Origin of the sequence: Nitrosomonas sp. Is37 (genome assembly GCF_033063275.1) — a bacterium.
GTDB lineage: Bacteria > Pseudomonadota > Gammaproteobacteria > Burkholderiales > Nitrosomonadaceae > Nitrosomonas.
The window spans coordinates 13563-33364 of the sequence record NZ_JAWJYP010000036.1 but is presented as its reverse complement, the minus strand read 5'-3'; the positions used below and the strand labels follow the sequence as shown (position 1 = coordinate 33364).

At 43.5% G+C, this 19802-nt stretch carries 13 protein-coding genes; 7 read left to right on the top strand and 6 right to left on the bottom strand.

Annotation, left to right across the window (positions count from 1 at the left end; translation table 11 throughout):
* Positions 1-386: 386 nt before the first annotated feature.
* The 4 genes from R2Q26_RS13690 (at position 387) to R2Q26_RS13675 (ending at position 7115) form a co-directional block, all read left to right on the top strand.
* Positions 387-1604, top strand: coding sequence for an alanine--glyoxylate aminotransferase family protein (locus R2Q26_RS13690; RefSeq protein ID WP_317536796.1), 1218 nt, complete (start codon positions 387-389; stop codon positions 1602-1604).
* A 302-nt stretch (positions 1605-1906) separates the two neighbouring features.
* Positions 1907-2911, top strand: coding sequence for a glycosyltransferase family 4 protein (locus R2Q26_RS13685; protein WP_317536795.1), 1005 nt, complete (start codon positions 1907-1909; stop codon positions 2909-2911).
* Positions 2898-4817 (top strand): nucleoside-diphosphate sugar epimerase/dehydratase, encoded by a 1920-nt coding sequence (locus R2Q26_RS13680; protein ID WP_317536794.1) that lies wholly within the window; start codon positions 2898-2900, stop codon positions 4815-4817. The genes R2Q26_RS13685 and R2Q26_RS13680 overlap by 14 nt, the downstream gene beginning before the upstream one ends.
* Positions 4818-5261: 444 nt before the next feature.
* The gene (locus R2Q26_RS13675) at positions 5262-7115 is read left to right on the top strand and encodes an ABC-F family ATP-binding cassette domain-containing protein (RefSeq protein ID WP_317536793.1); all 1854 of its coding nucleotides are present in this window, start codon (positions 5262-5264) and stop codon (positions 7113-7115) included.
* A gap of 96 nt (positions 7116-7211) precedes the next feature.
* Here R2Q26_RS13675 and R2Q26_RS13670 read toward each other — a convergent pair whose 3' ends face one another.
* Positions 7212-8621: a DUF4139 domain-containing protein gene (locus tag R2Q26_RS13670; RefSeq protein ID WP_411182364.1), complete on the bottom strand. Its 1410-nt coding sequence runs from the start codon at positions 8619-8621 to the stop codon at positions 7212-7214.
* A 366-nt stretch (positions 8622-8987) separates the two neighbouring features.
* Here R2Q26_RS13670 and R2Q26_RS13665 point away from each other — a divergent pair, with 366 nt between their 5' ends.
* The 3 genes from R2Q26_RS13665 (at position 8988) to R2Q26_RS13655 (ending at position 12287) form a co-directional block, all read left to right on the top strand.
* The gene (locus R2Q26_RS13665) at positions 8988-10466 is read left to right on the top strand and encodes a histidine kinase (RefSeq protein WP_317536791.1); all 1479 of its coding nucleotides are present in this window, start codon (positions 8988-8990) and stop codon (positions 10464-10466) included.
* A gap of 51 nt (positions 10467-10517) precedes the next feature.
* Positions 10518-11150, top strand: a complete 633-nt coding sequence (locus R2Q26_RS13660) for a response regulator transcription factor (RefSeq protein WP_317536790.1) — start codon at positions 10518-10520, stop codon at positions 11148-11150.
* Positions 11151-11465: 315 nt separating this feature from the next.
* Positions 11466-12287, top strand: coding sequence for a GGDEF domain-containing protein (locus R2Q26_RS13655; protein ID WP_317536789.1), 822 nt, complete (start codon positions 11466-11468; stop codon positions 12285-12287).
* Between the two features lie 63 nt (positions 12288-12350).
* On the opposite strand, the gene metH is transcribed toward R2Q26_RS13655, so the two are convergent.
* The 5 genes from metH to accB form a co-directional block, all read right to left on the bottom strand.
* Complete coding sequence (gene metH / locus R2Q26_RS13650; protein WP_317536788.1) at positions 12351-16061, bottom strand: methionine synthase; 3711 nt, start codon at positions 16059-16061, stop codon at positions 12351-12353.
* A gap of 379 nt (positions 16062-16440) precedes the next feature.
* Positions 16441-17358, bottom strand: coding sequence for a 50S ribosomal protein L11 methyltransferase (gene prmA / locus R2Q26_RS13645; protein WP_090571335.1), 918 nt, complete (start codon positions 17356-17358; stop codon positions 16441-16443).
* 1 nt (position 17359) lies between these two features.
* Complete coding sequence (locus R2Q26_RS13640) at positions 17360-17557, bottom strand: hypothetical protein (RefSeq protein WP_317536787.1); 198 nt, start codon at positions 17555-17557, stop codon at positions 17360-17362.
* Between the two features lie 72 nt (positions 17558-17629).
* The gene (accC, locus tag R2Q26_RS13635; protein ID WP_317536786.1) at positions 17630-18997 is read right to left on the bottom strand and encodes an acetyl-CoA carboxylase biotin carboxylase subunit; all 1368 of its coding nucleotides are present in this window, start codon (positions 18995-18997) and stop codon (positions 17630-17632) included.
* 51 nt (positions 18998-19048) lie between these two features.
* A complete protein-coding gene (accB, locus tag R2Q26_RS13630; RefSeq protein ID WP_090571339.1) occupies positions 19049-19519 on the bottom strand; it encodes an acetyl-CoA carboxylase biotin carboxyl carrier protein in 471 nt (156 codons plus the stop codon).
* Positions 19520-19802: the final 283 nt, after the last annotated feature.

Sequence of the window (19802 nt, the reverse complement as noted above, 5' to 3'; positions counted from 1 at the left end):
AATGTTCCTGCTTTAATCAAAAGTATAACCGGCTGGGATTGGATTATTAATGCAGTTTCTAGCGCAAATTAGAATTACATAGGCAGGAAGCGATAATCCTGCACATCGAGATTGAATTGTGTTAATAGTTAAACTAGTCAAAGAAGTGCGGGGTTCTTTGGATTAAACTAAATTGTTTTTTTCTTCTTTCTACTTTTTCACAAGCGCTCAAGTAGTATCTTTTGCTCTAATAATCAAAAGCTAATAAAACCTTTCTGGTAATAAAACTTATTTGATTCTAAAGTTGTTTTCTGGAATTGAGTATAGTCAAATGCCTGATCACTTGATAGAATCCCCATCTTTACAACTTCAAGAATACTATTTATTTTTATATTTTAGGAATATCAATGGCCATCCAAGACTTTCGTCCAGAGAAGAAAATCTCGATCTTTTATCCACCTCAACGTGTTTTGATGGGCCCTGGGCCATCTGATACTCATCCGCGTGTTTTGTCCGCAATGGCGCGTCCCACCTTGGGTCATCTGGATCCAATATTTGTGGACATGATGGAGGAACTGAAAAGTCTGATGCGTTATGCATTTCAGACAACCAATCTGTTAACTTTCCCTGTATCGGGTCCTGGCTCAGTAGGTATGGAAATGTGCTTTGTCAACATGATCGAGCCAGGAGATAAGGTGATTGTTTGCCGTAATGGTGTGTTCGGTGGACGTATGATTGAAAATGTGGAACGCCATGGTGGTGTAGCTGTCGTGGTAGATGACAAGTGGGGGGAGCCCGTTGATCCCCAGAAAGTGGAAGATGCCTTAAAAAAGAATCCTGATACCAAAATTCTGGCGTTTGTTCATGCTGAAACCTCTACCGGCGTGCAGTCAGATGGTAAAACCCTTAGTGATCTAGCTAAGCGCTATAACTGCTTAACGATCATGGATACAGTGACCTCGCTGGGTGGAACACCCATTTATATTGACGGATGGGGAATTGACGCGGTCTATTCCGGTAGCCAGAAATGCCTGTCATGCCCGCCTGGTCTTTCGCCAGTGAGTTTCTCAGAGCGCGTAGTGAACCTGGTAAAAAACCGTAAGCATAAGGTACAAAGCTGGTTCATGGATATCAATTTGCTATTGGGTTATTGGGGATCTTCACGAACCTATCACCATACGGCACCTACTAATTCGTTGTATGGATTGCACGAGGCTTTATTGATGCTGTCCGAAGAAGGACTGGAACATTCCTGGGCGCGGCACCTGCGTAATCATAAGGCGCTAAAAGCCGGTTTGCAAACGATGGGTATCGAGTATGTGGTCGCTGAACCTTATCGTCTGCCACAATTGAATGCCGTGCATGTGCCAGTGGGTGTGGATGATAAGGAAGTACGCCGTAGATTGTTAGCTGATTTCAATCTGGAAATCGGTGCCGGCTTAGGAGATTTTGCTGGAAAAATTTGGCGCTTTGGCTTAATGGGTAATTCCAGTCGAGTAGAAAACGTCATTTTCTGCCTTAATGCCCTGGAAACGGTATTATCTGATATGGGTATGAAGGTAGAGCGAGGTGCAGCTGAAGTGGCAGCTCATCAAACCTATGCAGCAAATACAATGATAATATAAGTTTTGATTGAAACGACAATCATAAGCTATGCAACCACTTTCTTTTTGCTGGATAGAAGTGGTTGCAATGTGGCGGTAAAGTGAGAGACGGGCATTATTCCATTTCCAAATCAAATATGACGCGAAGGCGAGCTGCAGGCAGTATAAATAACACGACAAGGAGAAGCCGACATAGTCACGTTTGATTTAGAAATGGAATTACTATCCTCTTTTCTAAATTTGACGAGTCAGAAGAGCTTGTTGAAGCTTCATTCTACACCTTGCTCGCCAATCGCCCGTTTTTTCCAGCATAATTCTGCTTCATGAATTCGGGATTTTCTTTTCAATTTGTTGCAGCTCCTTTGTTATCTTTCCTACTGGCATATTTACTCATTTTCTGGTTGGTGAAAGGTAATGTACTCAGGATACTGGATTTTCCAAATAAACGTTCGTTACATAGCACCCCGGTTCTTCGGACAGGTGGTATCGGTCTGATTTTCTCGATACTAATTGTATGGCTACTGTTTTCTGCTTCATTGCCTATTTCAATGTGGATAGGATTTGGCTTGCTTGCGCTTATTTCTTTTGCTGATGATGTGAAGGGCTTATCTGTGCCGGTGCGTTTGTTGGCCCATATTATCGTCGCCATCGGCTTTTCTGCCATGCTTTTAGTAGATGATTACAATTGGGTTATGGTGATAGGAATTGCACTGGCAATTGCCTGGATGTCCAATCTATACAATTTTATGGATGGTTCTGATGGGCTAGCAGGTGGTATGACGCTCATTGGTTTTGGATATTATGGTGTAACAGCATTGCTTGCAGGCAATATGGAATTTGCCATGATTAATTTTTGCATTATGGCTTCTGCTGGAGCTTTCTTACGCTTCAATTTTCATCCAGCCCAAATATTCATGGGAGATGTGGGAGCAGTACCGTTGGGGTTTTTAGCGGCGGCGCTAGGTACGTTAGGTTGGGTTAAGGGATTGTGGTCTTTGTGGCTACCTTTACTGATATTTTCACCTTTTATAGTCGATGCGACTATAACGCTGGTAAAGCGACTTTTCCGTGGTGAAAAGATTTGGCAAGCACATCGTGAACATTATTACCAGAGAATTGTGCAAAGTGGGTTTGGGCACCGCAATACAGCATTATTGGGATATATGTTGATGTTGATCGTAGGAGGAAGTGCAGTGTGGGCAAGCAACTATGATTTTATCACCCAGAGCTGGTTGACGGTGATGTGGGGTGGTATTTATTTGATTATAATGCTAGCTTTCGATTGGTATCAGCGCTGTTTCACTAAAACACAGGATGATCGCAGGTAAAATTCATAAACGCTCACTCATTGCTTTCATTCATGATTTTATTGCAGTGATCGTAGCATGGTGGTTTGCTTATTTATTTCGCTTCAATTTTGAAATCCCTGCTGATTTCCAAGCCTCACTCAAGGAAAATTTAGTCTGGATTACGCCAATTCAAGCGGCTATTTTCTATTCATTTGGCCTTTATCGTGGATTATGGCGCTATGCCAGTTTGCCAGATTTAAAACGGATCTTGGTAACCGTTACCCTCGGGGCAGTGCTTGTCCCATTTGTAATATTCATGCTGAAACTGCCTGTCCAGGTGCCGCGTGCAGTGATATTTCTTACACCATTACTCTTGCTTCTAATCATGGGAGGAAGTCGCATTCTGTATCGATCTTGGAAAGAGCGACGATTTTACAGCTTAAAGAATTCGGAACGTAAATCAGTCATTGTACTGGGGACAGGAAGTACAGCTATTAATCTGGTAAAAGAACTGGATCGTAGTCCTGATTGGCAGGTAGCAGGTTTGTTGGGGGGTAGTCCCAAAAAATTAGGGGCTCGTCTCCACGGCATTCGGGTGTTAGGGATGATCAGTGAATTACCTGCATGGGTGGCAAAATTAAGTGTGGGCTATGTCATTATTGCCATGCCATCAGCTTCTCAGAGTGAGCGGCGCCAGGCGCTTGAAATGTGCGCAGATCTGGGTGTCAAGGCACTGACGATCCCATCCTATGCTGACCTTGTCAGCGGCAAAATGACCGTGTCGCAAATCCGTGATGTTGAGCTGGACGATTTACTTGGCCGTGCTCCTGTGGTACTCGATACTGAAGGCTTGCATGATCTGCTGACCGGAAAGACGATACTCATTACAGGTGCGGGTGGTTCGATAGGTTCTGAACTGTGCCGGCAAATTATGGCGTTTAACCCTAGGCAGCTTGTCTTGTTTGAATTGAACGAATTTGCGCTCTACACCATTCAGGAAGAATTCCTCATCAAGTTTCCGGCTATTTCTATCGCTTTTGTGATCGGAGATGTGAAGGATCGCGCAAGATTATCGCAAGTATTTGATAAATATCAACCCACAGTGGTATTCCATGCTGCGGCCTATAAGCACGTGCCTTTAATGGAAAATGAAAATGCCTGGCAGGCCATGCTGAATAATGTCATGGGAACCTATGCGCTGGCAGAAGTAGCCATCGAACATGCTGTAGAAAAATTTGTGCTAATTTCAACCGACAAGGCTGTGAATCCTACCAATGTAATGGGTGCCAGCAAGCGATTGGCTGAAATGGTTTGTCAGGCGCTACAGCAATCAGTGTGGCATGCTGAGACGCATGTTGCATCATCTAAAACTTGTTTTGTCATTGTGCGGTTCGGTAATGTTTTAGGAAGTACAGGTAGTGTAATTCCTAAATTTAGGGAGCAAATCGCAAAAGGTGGTCCCATTACGGTGACACACCCCGAGATTTCCCGCTATTTCATGTCTATCCAGGAAGCGGCACAACTGGTTTTACAAGCGGGCTTGATGGGTGGTGTGAAAGGTGGCGGAGAAATTTTTGTTATGGATATGGGCGATCCTGTCAGAATCGTAGATTTGGCCAAAGATATGATCCGCTTGTCTGGTCTGACTGAAGAAGATATCAAGATTATCTATACTGGGTTGCGTCCAGGTGAAAAGCTGCATGAAGAACTGGCGACAGAAAATGAAAGTACTTTGCCGACCCAACATGAGAAACTTCGCATTACGCTGTCGTACCAAGTTGATGAGCAATGGCTTGCATCGCTCATAGCCTGGTTTGCTAAGCAACCGGCGCTAAAGGACGAAGAAATCAAAGAAGCCTTAGTGAAATGGGTACCTGAGTATTCGAATAAAAGAATAAGTGATCAGAGCTTATTAGAGCAGGTAGCGACTTTAAATACACCCTGATAAGCAGAGCAGAGGGTTAACCAAATTTATATTTCGGTTCCGTCTGAAGCCCAAGGTATCCAAGCTTGTATCCTTAAAATATTCTAAACAGAATATAGAGATGTTCACTATCTTTATATTATTTATAATTCCTGTGGATAACTTTGTGAATAAATTGTAAATATTATTATTAAGATAATTATTTGTAATAATATTTTTTAATTTGATTAAATTTTATATATAAAAATAAGTTTTTTAATCAATAAGTTATAATTTTATTAAATGTTGGATATAAATTTAAATTGAAATAAATCACTTTTAAAAGAAAATGTGGATTATTTTATAATGTCAAGAGAATTCCTGATTTAAATGAATGATTCTCTATTTAATATATTGAAATTAAATGTTTTCATATTGCAATTTATATGTGGCAGTAAGTGAATAAAGCATTCTTAATCATCATTCATGCTTAATATTCAGAATCTTACTTATTTACAAAATGGGCTGCCGCTTCTACAGGAAGTTAATTTACAGGTATTTGCCAATCAGCGCGTAGGTCTTGTTGGCAGAAATGGCTGCGGAAAATCTACACTGTTTCGTTTAATTCGTGGGGAAATACATCCTGACAAGGGTGGAATCATTCTTCAAGCTGGAAAAACGATTGCTTTTGTTGAGCAAGAAATTATCAGTTCTCATCAATCTGCATTGGAGTTTGTGCTTGATGGCGATGTTGAGCTGAGACAATTAGAGCAAACTCTGGTGCGTGAAGTGCATGATTCCGGTTGGTTTGAGGCACAGCAACGCTATGAGGCGATCGATGGCTACGGAGCGCGTGCGCGCGCTGCCCAATTGCTGAATGGACTAGGTTTTGCAAATGATGCTTTGGAACGAGCAGTTAATCAATTTTCAGGTGGGTGGCGAATGCGCTTGAATTTGGCTCGCGCATTGATGCATCGAGCTGATTTACTACTCTTGGATGAGCCAACCAATCATCTTGATCTGGAGGCTATTCTTTGGCTCGAACAGTATCTGACTCGTTATCCCGGTAGCTTAATTGTTGTTTCGCACGACCGTGAATTTCTAAATACGTGTGTGAATCGCATTGCACATATTCATAACCGAATCATTGATAGTTATGGTGGTAATTACGATGATTTTGAACGCACTCGTGCTGAACGTATCGCCCAACAGACCCAGGCTTTCCAACAGCAGCAGAGGTATATTGCCCATATGGAAGATTTTGTGCGGCGTTTTCGGGCCAAGGCTACCAAGGCTAAACAGGCACAAAGCCGAATTAAGGCGCTTGAGCGGTTGGCACGGATCGTACCTCTTCATGTAGATGATGGTCACTATCAGTTACAGCTCAATGCGCCTGAGCAAGGTCCTGATGTGTTGCTGAAAGTGGAAGACATGGGTTTTGGTTATGGTGGTCAGATGCTATTCCAGCATGTCAATTTATTTTTGCGAGCAGGGATGCGTATTGCGCTCATGGGACCGAATGGCGCTGGCAAATCAACGCTAATCAAATTGTTGACAGCTGAACTTAAGTCTAGTGTAGGGCGAGTAGAAATCGCATCAGATATCGGCATTGGTTATTTTGCTCAGCATCAGCTCGAGAAACTGGAAGGATCGATGACACCGTTACAGCACCTTCAGCAACTCGCTCCCAAGGAAACAACGTTGACATTACGCGCTTTCCTGGGTCGATTTGGGTTAGCAGCTGACAGTGAGGATCGTCCGGTGATGACTTTTTCCGGTGGCGAGAAAAGTCGTCTGGCATTGGCTTTACTAGCTTGGCAACGACCGCACTTACTGTTGCTAGATGAACCCACCAACCACCTTGATTTGGACATGCGTGATGCACTTATGTTGGCGTTGGAAGAATATACCGGCAGTGTAATCTTGGTATCACATGATCGTAGTTTGATTCGTGCAGTGGCGGATGAATTTTGGCTGGTTGCGGATGGTCAGGTTCAGCTATTTGATGGTGATTTGGAAGATTATAAAAACTGGATTGAGAATCAGCGTGTACACGAAGCTATTAAATTCAAGCCAGAGAAAGTTACTCAACCAAAGGCTTCTAAACTAAATAAAAAAGCACTTCTTTCCAAACAAGCCAAGCTTGAGGGGACATTGTCCATTGCACAAACAGAGTTAGCTGCAATCCATCGCCAGTTAGCTGATCCAGCTACTTATACGAACCGTGCCCATGAGGAAATCAACCAACTCAATCATATCCGTACTGAACTAGAAAGAAAGATTGCTGAGCTGGAAGAAAGCTGGTTGGAGCTTGAAGCAGCAATGGAAGAATGCAAATAAATCTGATTTACGAGTTTATTAAATAAAGGGGCTGTAGTAGATTAGCTTATCAACTAAGCTAATCTACTACAGCCCCTAAATAAAAGTAACTGTTTTCTAGTATTTGACACGCACCCGATAGGTTAGCGTGGCTTCGTTCTCCGCTGGAACAGATATTTTCCATTCAACCATGCCAACGGATAGTTTAGTGTGAGGCGATGATTCAGATAACATGGTCCAGTCTCCCGGAATAGGTTCCCGTACTTGTACCGTAACTGCTTCTTTCTTGGCGTTTCTTAGTGTGATTTGATAAGCCGTTTCAACGATGCTGCTATGACGTGGCTCGCCAGCGATTTGTTGAAAGTCGGTTTGTAGCTTATCAGCGGTAATATCAAAGGCATTACCCAGGTTGAGACGAATCAACTCATTTTGAGGTGTATGATCGATCTGATCTTCACCGATAAATTGATTGTTTCCCTGGATATCTTTTTTGTAGACTCGAATAATTCCTTTCGGTAGTGGTATTCCCAGACTTTCGCCTTTATTAACAAAACTGATGAATACGTTAGTTTTTAGTTTCTGGCTGATTGTATCGTATTTCCCCGAGTAATAATAATCCGCACCTTGCAGGACAAATTCCTTGCTGACAGGAATATAAGTCGCGGACATAAGGGCAACCTGCTTGGTCTGGTTTTCAGCAAGTGTTATAGGGTGCGGCAGTGTATAGAGATGATATTCAAAGAGGGCTTCTTTCTTCATTTGCACACTATCAGCCACTTCTCGCGCGAGTGTCATCATTTTCCTGGATATATGCTGTTCAGGGAGGATTCGATGGACATCGCCTGCCACTAGTTGCACTCTGGCATTATGATAGGTTATACCACTTTGATTGGTTAATGTTACCAAGCCATTGAGATCAAGCTGATTCTCATCTGCATTTAGAGCAACTATATAGTCGGTATACCAGGATAAGCCGGACGTAAGGTAGGAAAGCTCAAGATCATGCTTGCCTTGGGATGGGCTGATCAGTGAAATGAGTAATGTAGGTTTGTCACGCAGATTCTCAGGTATACCAGGGAAAACGATTCGTCCAGGTACGCTACTTTCAACACGGTCATTAAATTTCAGGATAGTTCCTTCGTTAGTCGAAAGTACTGTGGCCATTTCACTCGTCTCAGAACCGGTTGCAGGGTTAGTACGTATAACGATCACTTCTTTACCTGAGTACTTTTCCAGTAGTTTTCCAGGAGTGAGTACATCGAAATCAAAATACTGCTCCAGTAAGTGAAATCCTGAAGAATAAGTAAGGTTGCGTAATAGCGCGGTTTCAGGGCGTATCTGCGCAGAGACTTCACGCCAGGCCAACTTGTTGAGAGCTTGATCCAGTATAACGCTACGCGAGTCTTTTATTAATGCTAAATTCTCATTATAAATGGTAACGACGACGTTCTTCTGGTCCTGGGAGGAGGTAACTCTTTCGTTTGTCGTTGCGGCTGCATAACTTATAGGAATAGGAATGCTCATCATTGCTATTGCAAGTATTACGCAGCAGGCTTCTTCATACCAATGTCTTTTGTCTGCTGCTAAATGTATCTTGCTCAGCCATTCCATCATCATAGTTTACTTTTGGATTAGAAAAATAGTATTTACTTTCTTATCATTACTTTAGTTATTTCAACATGCTCACTGATGTCTGTCGAGTCTTTGTATTCGATTTCAGGTGTTCCTGCCATTCATTCCGCACTATAACGGCTTGTTTATTAGTTCGATTTGAGGAAGGGTTTAGTCAATAGCCTGTTCTCAGGTAACTACTTTTTTAAGTGATTTCTATACCGCCTTCTTTGTATGATAGCTTTATAATATGTTGAATTTATTTTCTGGATAAGTATAAGGATGACCAGAACGCTCAATATACTGCTGGTAGGATATTTAGCTGAAGATGCTGAGCATATCTGTAGGATGCTCAGGGTAGGTGGTTTATGCTTCAATTCAGAATGTGTCAATACCATTGATGCCTTTCCGAGGGTGCTAGCCGGATGTTCATGGGATGTCATTTTGTGTGATGATACAATGTCTGAATTAGGTGCTGAGCGGGTATTATCTCATCTTGCTACGCATCATTTAGCTATTTCAGTGATCGTCGTATCCAGCCATGGAAGTGATGATTCAACAGCCTATTTTGTGGAAGCAGGTGCTCAGGATTTCATTTTAATGAACTGTTGCATGGCAAGACTGGTGCCAGCGATACAACGCAGTCTGAAGCAAATGGAGACGCTTCAGCACATTCGTGAAACGCAGCTTGCGTTGCAGAAAAGCGAAGCGCACTTTCGTGCAATTGCTTCCAATTTGCCCGGGCTGGTATTTCAGTTTTTATTGAATCAGGATGGCTCTAAAAGTTTTTCTTATGTGAGCGAAGGATCTGTGATGCTGTTAGGAATTTCACCAACAGCATTAATAGAGCAGCCGGATTTATTTACCGACCTGATTTTACCTGAAGATAAGGTTTCTTATAATGAACTCATGCAGGCATCGGCTAAGCATTTTTCTACCTGGAATTGGGAGGGACGCATTCAAGTTAAAGGTGATCCAGATATTAAGTGGGTCAGCTTGCGTGCAACACCACGTCGGTCACACAATGATGGTGTTCTATGGGATGGAATAGTTATGAACATTTCACGCAATAAGCTGGCAGAAACTGAAATTGCACGCTCGCATGCGCGGTTGGCTGAGCTTACTTCTTATTTACAGAAAGTCAAGGAGCATGAGCGTGCAAGGATTGCACGAGAAATTCACGATGATATTGGCGGAACCTTGACAGCGATCAAATGTGAGCTATTACTCTGTATGGACGCAAAACCGAGGAAACCTGATTTTTATCAGCAGAAAGCGGCCTCGATTGAAGAATTGGTCGACTATGTTATTGATAGCACGCGTCGAATAGCAATGGATCTACGACCAGGTATCCTGGATTTTGGGATCGTAGCTGCAATTCAGTGGCAAGCAAGGGAATTTAGCAAACGCACAGAAATTTCTTGTCAGTTTTATTGTGATAGTGAAGATATTCCCTTGGATGCAGATTTAGCCATCGCTATTTTCCGTATTTTTCAGGAAATATTGACCAATATTTCTAAACATGCTGGTGCATTGAACGTCAGAGTCAAGCTGTTTGAGAGAGAGGGGTGGATATTCCTGGAGGCCACTGATAATGGACGTGGAATTAGGGAGTCAGATATAAACAAACCAGGATCTTTTGGAATACGTGGGATCCGGGAACGTTGTCAACAATTGGGCGGAGATCTTTATGTTAACGGGATACCCGAAAAGGAAACTTGTGTGATAATCCAGATTCCAGTTAATGGTAAAGAGCAGTAAACTTTGTAAGCCATATCAAGTATTGAATAATAATAGGCGAAGGAGGGTAGAATGATACGTGTGATGATTGCTGATGATCACGCCATCGTACGCCAGGGTTTGAAGCAGATCTTAAGTGAGACGGATGATATTAGTGTAGCCGGTGAAGCAGAAACCGGCTTTGAGGCGATCACAATCGCACGTCAGCAAGTTTTTGATGTGATGCTGCTGGATATTTCATTACCTGACAGAAATGGTATTGAGGTGCTCAAACAGATTAAAAAAGATCAGCCTAACTTCACGATATTAATGCTTAGCATGCATAACGAAAGTGAATTCGCGATACGCGCAATTAAGGCCGGTGCGGCCGGTTATTTGAGTAAACAAAGTGCGCCAATGCAACTGGTGACAGCGATTCGTCAGGTTGCAGCGGGGCGCAAGTATATAACTCCATCCCTTGCGCAGGAGCTGGCTAACGCAATTACATTAGATACTGAACAACCATTACATGCCAGCTTATCTGATCGGGAATATCAGACATTGTGCTTAATTGCAGCAGGTAAGTCACTCTCGGAAATTTCTACCACTATGTGCTTGAGCCCAAAAACGGTCAGTGTTTATCGTGCTCGCCTCATGGAAAAGCTTAAACTGACGAATAATTCTGAATTGGTACGTTACGCGATCAAGCACAATCTGGTCGACTAGCCTGAGAGTCTGTAATCCGGTAGTTTGCTAGCGCCGCAAGCTACTCGGTAAAGGTTGCGCATTCCTTTCGGTACCTACCTCATCCCTGCGTTTCACTTAATTTATCCTGTCAAGGATCTGTAACTGTTTTTACTTTTGACTGAGGTCGGAGTAAATTTAAAACAAAGCAAGATTTCCGTTTCAATTTCATTTAATGAATGATACTGAATTTGCTAGTCTACAGACCATGGTAGATTATCCTGCGACGGCTTTTCCTTCCTAATTAATCAGTGCTTGGGCTTGTCAGGAATAATCATCCTATTCGTGGTGTTATCAATGGGGGGTCACATTATCATGCAAACTTTGAGTGAAAAGGGATTAAGACTGGTTAAGTCAGCCGAAGTTGGAGAGGAAAACGAAGCAAGTGAAGAAAGTAGCAAATCGTTGCTAACCATTGATGAATATTATCAGCACGCTGAGCAGTATGCCCGGGAGATCAGGAAAACTCATGATGTTAATGAAATAATTAGAATTCTGGATGCTGTATTGTCTGAAACCAGGGATTTGCATCAAAGCGATGAGATGTCCAATACGCGGCAAGAAGTCTCTGATGCTGAGCAGAAAATTGAATCTCTGAAACATGAACTGGCACTCATCAGAGAGCTGGTACATACCGACCAGATGACTGGCTTGTTTAACCGACGTGGATTGGATGAACATTTTATACGTGAGACTGCTCGTGCTGACCGGAGCAAAAATCCCTTATGCGTGATACTGATCGATCTCGATAACTTTAAGGAAATTAATGAGACTTATGGTTATCCATTCGGTGACAATGTTCTGATCTCTTTGGCGAGAATGATGATGAATGCGTTGCGTCCAACCGATGTGGTTGCCCGCTATGGTGGTGAAGAGTTTGTTATCTTATTGCCCGATACTGAGATCGATGAGGCGGTGCGTGTGATACAGCGATTGCAGCGTACTTTAGCTAACAGACCTATACTAAATGCAGATAATCAACCGGTATCGATCTCTTTTAGTGGCGGGGTGGCATTACGTCAAGCCGATGAGCATCAGCATGCGGTGATTAAGCGGGCTGATGAAGCGTTATCACGCGCAAAAAACATCGGATCATCCCAGATAGAAGTTGCCCCATGATTTCTATCATCCTGGCGCGGACTTGCTCTGATAGTCACTATATCGTTTAATGCGGCTGAGCGCTCAGCGCTCATATGCCAATATGGGGGCAAGCCATTTTTCCGCTTCATCAATCGTCCAGCCTTTTCTGCTGGCGTAATCTTCTACTTGATCTTTACCAATTTTACCTACGGCGAAATAAGTAGATTCCGGATGTGAGAAATAAAAACCGGATACGGCCGCGGTTGGGACCATGGCATAAGATTCAGTGATGATGATACCTGCTCGTTTTTCAGCTTCGAGTAAGGCAAACAAAGGCCCTTTTTCGGTATGATCGGGACAGGCTGGATAGCCCGGGGCGGGGCGAATTCCCTGGTATTCTTCATTAATGAGTTGTTCGTTGGTGAGAGTTTCATCTTTGCCATAACCCCAGAATTCTCGCCGCACGCGTGCATGCATGTGTTCGGCAAATGCTTCAGCCAGGCGATCAGCCAATGCCTTCAGTATAATGGCACTATAATCATCATTGGCAGCTTCGAAAGCTTTTATTCGCTCATCGATGCCAAAGCCAGAACTGACTGCGAATAATCCAATCGTATCGATGACGCCACTTTCTTTAGGCGCAATAAAATCTGCTAAACAGAGGTTAGGACGCCCTGCGGGTTTGACCGTTTGCTGCCGTAAGGTGTGATAAGTCATCAGCACCTTAGTACGGGATTTATCCGAATAAATCTCGACATCGTCATGATTGACTGAGTTGGCGGGGAAGAGCCCGATGACGGCATTGGCTGTGAGCCATTTTTGTTCAATGATTTTCTTCAGCATGTTCTGCGCATCGTGAAATAGATTGCTGGCAGCTTCGCCGACCACTTCATCTTCCAGAATGGCTGGATAGCGTCCTGATAGTTCCCATGCCTGAAAAAAGGGTGTCCAATCAATGTAAGGAACCAATGTCTCTAGAGGATAGTTCTTCAAGGTGCGAATACCTACGAAGCTTGACTCAGGGGGCGTGTAATGCTGCCAATCTATTTTCAACGCATTTGCACGTGCTTCAGCAAGGGATAATAATTGCGAGGGCCCTTTTTTGCTTTTTTGCTGAGTGCGGATTTTCTCTTGCTCTGCCTTGATTTCCTGCTTATACGCGATATGCTGATCCCGAGACATTAATTGGCTGCATACGCCAACAGCCCGGCTTGCATCAGGCACCCACACCGTAACCCCGCTATAGTGCGGTGCAATTTTAACGGCAGTATGCACGCGCGAAGTCGTAGCACCCCCAATGAGAAGAGGAATAGTAAACCCTTCCCGCTCCATTTCTTTAGCTACATGTGCCATTTCTTCGAGAGACGGTGTGATCAAGCCAGATAAGCCGATAATGTCAACTTTTTCATTACGCGCTGTTTCCAGGATTTGCGAACTGGGCACCATCACGCCCATGTTGATGACTTCATAGTTATTGCACTGGAGGACGACTGTGACAATATTTTTGCCGATGTCATGGACATCGCCTTTCACCGTGGCAACAACGATTTTTCCCTTGGGTTTAGCGTCACCGGAAATTTTTTTCTCAGCCTCGATGTAGGGAAGAAGGTATGCAACTGCCTGTTTCATGACGCGTGCAGATTTGACTACCTGCGGCAGAAACATTTTCCCAGCGCCAAACAGGTCGCCTACCACATTCATACCATCCATCAGGGGGCCTTCGATTACTTCTATCGGTCGTCCCCCTTTACTTTCTATCTCCTGCCGGATGATTTCAGTATCTTCCTCAACATAGGTACCGATCCCTCTGACGAGAGCATGCGTTAATCGTTGGCGGATAGGTTCGTTACGCCAGGCGAGATCTTCAACTTGTTCTTTTTTCTGTCCTTTGAAATTTTCGGCAAATTCAACCAGACGCTCGGTTGCATCTGGGCGGCGGTTAAGCAGAACGTCTTCAACCCGCTCAAGTAAATCTTTGGGAATATCAGAATATACGCCTAATTGACCTGCATTGACGATACCCATAGTCATGCCAGCCTGGATGGCATGGTAAAGAAACGCGGTATGAATGGCTTCTCTGATCGGCTCGTTTCCACGAAAGGAAAAGGAAACATTGGAAACGCCACCGCTGATCTTGGCATAAGGCAAAGTTTGTTTGATAGCCTGGATGGCTTCAATGAAATCGAGTGCGTAGTTGTTATGTTCTTCGATACCAGTTGCTACAGCAAAAATATTTGGATCGAAAATAATATCCTCTGGTGGGAAGCCAACTTGGTCGACTAATACACGGTAACTACGCGTACAGATTTCAACTTTGCGCGCTAATGTGTCAGCTTGCCCCTTTTCATCAAAGGCCATCACGATGACTGCTGCACCATAGTGGCGCGCAAGCTTGGCGTAGTAAATGAATTCTTCCTCACCTTCTTTTAAGCTGATGGAATTGATAATGGCTTTACCTTGAATACATTGTAGACCAGCTTCAATCACTGACCATTTACTGGAATCGATCATGATGGGTACGCGACAGATATCCGGCTCCGCTGCAATCAAGTTGAGGAAGGTAACCATGGCTTTTTGTGAATCCAACATGGCTTCATCCATATTGATATCAATGACTTGCGCACCATTTTCGACTTGGTTGCGCGCAATACTTAATGCTTCCGCATAATTGTCGTTGAGTATCAGACGGGCAAAGGCCTTTGATCCGGTCACGTTGGTACGCTCGCCCACATTTACGAATAGTGAGTCATCACTCACATTAAGTGGTTCCAGGCCAGACAAGCAGAGTTTCTTGGGTATATCCGGAATTTTTCGTGGTGCAATATCCTCTACTGCCTCAGCGATGGCTTTAATGTGGTCAGGTGTCGTGCCACAGCAGCCACCCACAATATTAACGAAACCCGATTGGGCAAATTCCTTGATCAGACTTGCAGTATATTCGGGTGATTCATCATAACCTGTTTCAGACAATGGATTCGGTAAACCGGCGTTGGGGTGAGCGCTGGTATATACCCCAGCCACATTGGAGAGTTCTTCAACATAAGGACGCATCAATTCGGCACCCAATGCACAGTTAATGCCCACTGACAAGGGTTGAGCATGTCTGACCGAATTCCAGAATGCTTCTGGTGTTTGTCCAGAAAGATTACGCCCGGAAGCATCGGTAATCGTTACCGAAATCATTACAGGCAGGCGAATATTATTTTTGTCAAAGTATTGCTCAATCGCAAATAATGCTGCTTTAGCATTCAGTGTGTCGAAAATGGTTTCCACCAGCAGAATGTCGGCACCTCCTTCAACTAACCCCTGTATGGATTGCGAGTAATCCGTCACAAGCTGTTGGAAAGTGATTGAACGGAAACCGGGATCATTCACATCCGGTGAAATAGAAGCCGTTTTGGTCGTCGGCCCGATGACCCCTGCAACAAAGCGAGGTTTATCCGGTGTTTTAGCTTCTATCGCAAGCGCTTCTTCACGCGCTAATTTTGCTGCTGCAAAATTCAATTCATATACCAACTCTTGCATATGGTAATCAGCCATCGAAGGGGCATTGGAGTTGAATGTATTGGTTTCAATGATATCGGCACCAGCTTCCAGGTAACCCCTATGAATCGAACGAATGATTTGGGGTTGCGTCAGCGTTAACAAATCATTGTTGCCTTTAAGATCATGAGGAAAGTCTGCAAAACGGCTCCCTCGATAATCAGTTTCGCTCAATTTGTAGCTTTGGATCATTGTTCCCATCGCACCGTCTAAAAGCAGGATGCGACGAGCAAGCAGGTTTTCCAATAAAGCAGTGCGAAGATGAGTCATGATGGAATGATGTTTCTGTTAAATACAAAATGGCTGATTATACCCTATGGTTCCTGCAACATGGCTTGGGGAAGTGACTATTAGCCCTTCAACTTCTCTGCAGCTCGCTTTGCGAGAGGGTAATAGGTAGTTTTCTTCACCTTATTCCATTTCTAAATCAAACCTGACTTTGTCGGCTCTCCTTGCCGTATTATTTATACTGTCTGCGGTTCGCCTTCGCGTCATGCTTGATTTGGAAATAGAATTATTGTGAAGAGAATAATGGATAGAGCGGCGGCAGTTAGTAATCCATTGCGCTTAGCTCACTGTTATCAACATAAAGCTTGATATTGATTTCACTATTTGTTGCAAAAGTTTCAAGATCCCTAAAGAAAAGCAGTTATTTTTTTATCCCGGTCAACAGCACCCAGTCTTCTTTTTTATCGGCAATATCCATTTCAAACCATTGCCGGTAAGTATCGATGACTTCGCCAGCCTGCTCCTTGAGAATACCAGAGAGTGCTATATAGCCACCTTTGCGTAAGGCATTCATCAATATGGGAGCTAACATAATTAATGGGTTAGCCAGGATATTTGCGACTACCTTATCAATTAGTCTATGCTCTTTCGTATTGGTTCGGGATAAATCTAATGTTGTGGAAAATAGTATTCTTTCCGGATCGCAACGATTGAGTACTGCATTGTCGCGACTTGCTTCAATAGCATTGGCATCAATATCAATACCTAACACGTTACTTGCGCCCAGCTTTAGTGCAGCAATTGCCAGTATACCCGAGCCACATCCGTAATCGAGTACAGTTTCACCAGATAGCACATTCCTGTCTAACCAGGAGAGGCAAAGTTGAGTAGTGGGATGGCTGCCAGTACCAAAAGCTCGTCCTGGATCAAGAATCAGATTGATTGCTGTTGGATCAGGGGGATGATGCCAGGTTGGAACAATCCATAATCGTGATGATATTTTGATTGGGTCAAATTGTGCTTGCGTCAATTTGACCCAGTCTTGCTCTTCCAGGCGAGATAAACGGTACTCAGGCTGAGTTGCAAGCTGCAGTGCTTCTGTAACCATTTGCATAATGATTGGAATATCTGCATTTTGCTCGAATAATGCGGTGACTTCAGTCTTTGCCCAGATTTCGCCCGTGAGTTCGCCTGGCTCATCAAACAAAGGCTGCTCTTGTTCGGTACCGGCGGCAGCATCATGGATATCAACGGATAATGCACCTAGCTCGAATAGTGTGTCACTTAAAATTTCAACATGCACCGCGTTGACTTCAATGGTAAGTGATACCCAAGACATTTTAACCTAAAAACCGTAGTTGGACGGAGTGGAGCGTGTGGTGATCCAGATGCGAGGCAAGGCGCGATGAGGCCGCAGGGTCATTCCCTGCAACGAAGAACAACGCCGCATTCGCGCATGGAGCGACATATGATGCACCTCGTAGCGGCCTTACTATTCTAGTGAATGAGAAAATTTCGAGAATGCCTCTATATGTCATGGGCCTAACTCTCTAATCAAGCAGTCAACTGTAGTTTTTAGGTTTAACTGTGGGTAACTTCAATAAGATCGTTTAACCATTTTCCTTAGTTGCTTTATTATGCAAAGCAAGCTTGTGTTCCAGATAATGAATCGAAACACCACCATTAAGGAAATTTGTATCGGATAACAGATCAAGGTGTAGGGGAATATTCGTTCTGATACCGTCAACCACCATTTCTGAAAGTGCAATACGCATTCTGGCGATGGTTTGATCCCGATCATCTCCATAAGCGATGATTTTGCCAATCATGGAATCATAATAAGGAGGCACCATATAGTTATGGTAAACATGAGAATCAACCCGAATACCCGGACCGCCGGGGGCATGATACTGAGTAATACGACCTGCCGATGGCGTTAGCTTATAGGGATCTTCGGCATTAATGCGGCATTCAATGGCATGTCCTTTGATCACGATATCTTTTTGCCGTAATGCGAGTTTTTCTCCTGCAGCAACACGAATCTGGGCTTGAACGAGATCAATGCCGGTAACCGCTTCTGTCACCGGATGTTCTACCTGTAAGCGTGTATTCATTTCAATGAAATAGAATTCATTGTTTTCATAAAGAAATTCAAAAGTTCCAACACCACGATAATTGATACGACGACAGGCTTCCGTGCAGCGCTCGCCAATCTTATCCCGTAGTCGTGCAGGAATATTTGTTGCTGGAGCTTCTTCAAGAATTTTTTGATGGCGACGTTGAATGGAGCAATCCCGTTCACCTAGATGAACAGCATTGCCGTAGTCGTCGACCAATACCTGAAATTCAATATGCCGAGGGTTTTCTAGATATTTTTCTGCATATACGGTTGGATTACCGAAGGCTGTTTGAGCTTCATTCCGCGTTGTGATAATTGCATTGGAGAGGGCAGCTTCCGTGTGTACTACGCGCATACCTCGCCCTCCACCACCACCAGCAGCTTTGATAATAATGGGATAGCCTATCGCTTTAGCGATTTTCTTGATTTCCTCTATCGATTCCGGTAATGCACCATCTGAGCCAGGAACACAGGGAACACCTGCTTGCCTCATGGCATTTTTTGCACTGACTTTATCACCCATTAATCGTATGGTTTCCGGGTGTGGTCCTATGAAGACAAAGCCACTTTTTTCTACCCTTTCAGCAAAATCGGCGTTTTCTGAGAGGAAACCGTAACCTGGATGAATGGCTTCGGCATCTGTTACTTCTGCCGCACTGATAATAGCCGGTACATTGAGATAGCTCTGGCTTGATGGGGCAGGACCGATACATACGGATTCATCAGCAAGTTTGACATACTTGGCTTCAGCATCGGCCTCAGAATGAACTGCAACGGTTTTAATTCCCATGGCACGGCATGCACGTTGGATACGCAAGGCAATTTCGCCACGATTGGCAATAAGTATTTTCTCAAACATATTTGAGGTGAAATCTGGAAGGCTAAGTCAAAAGAGTGGATGATTAAAAAATTACCCGATTACAAATAAAGGCTCACCATATTCAACTGGCTGTCCATTTTCAAGCAAAATGGCTTTGATGACACCAGCTTGATCGGCTTCTATTTCATTAAGAAGTTTCATTGCTTCAATAATGCATAAGGTATCACCCACTTTAACAGTCTGCCCGGTTTCTACAAAAGGTTTTGCCCCAGGTGCGGAAGCACGATAAAAAGTACCTACCATCGGTGATTTTACAATATGCCCTTCCGGTAAACTTGGTTTGGTTTCTGTTTCCGTTGAAACAGCCCCAGTTGCATTGGTCGGCACACTTACTGTTGGGGCAGCACCAGCTTGGTAAAATTGAGGCATGACTGCATAATTCTGCGATGAGTAGCCAGATTTGTTGATGCGAACTTTCTCTTCACCTTCAGTAATTTCTAACTCGGTGATATTATATTCTTCAACTAATTCAATTAGTTTCTTTAGCTTTCTTAGATCCATATACAGCCTCCCGGAAACATCCCGTTCACGAGTAATCTCGAATTAAACCTGAAACATGATCTATCGTTAAGGTTTGCAAGATTTAGTTTAAAAACAAAATAGAATTTATGTTCTTTGCTAACAAAGTGATCCATCAATGCGTATTTGAATAAGTGGCGGCGGCATATTACTACATATTATTAATTCATTGTATTATTTATTATTCTTTATCGTTAGCCTTGTGTAGATTTTGGATTGATGCTTAATCAAAGCATATGCTAGTGATTAAAAGATTTAGCTGGAA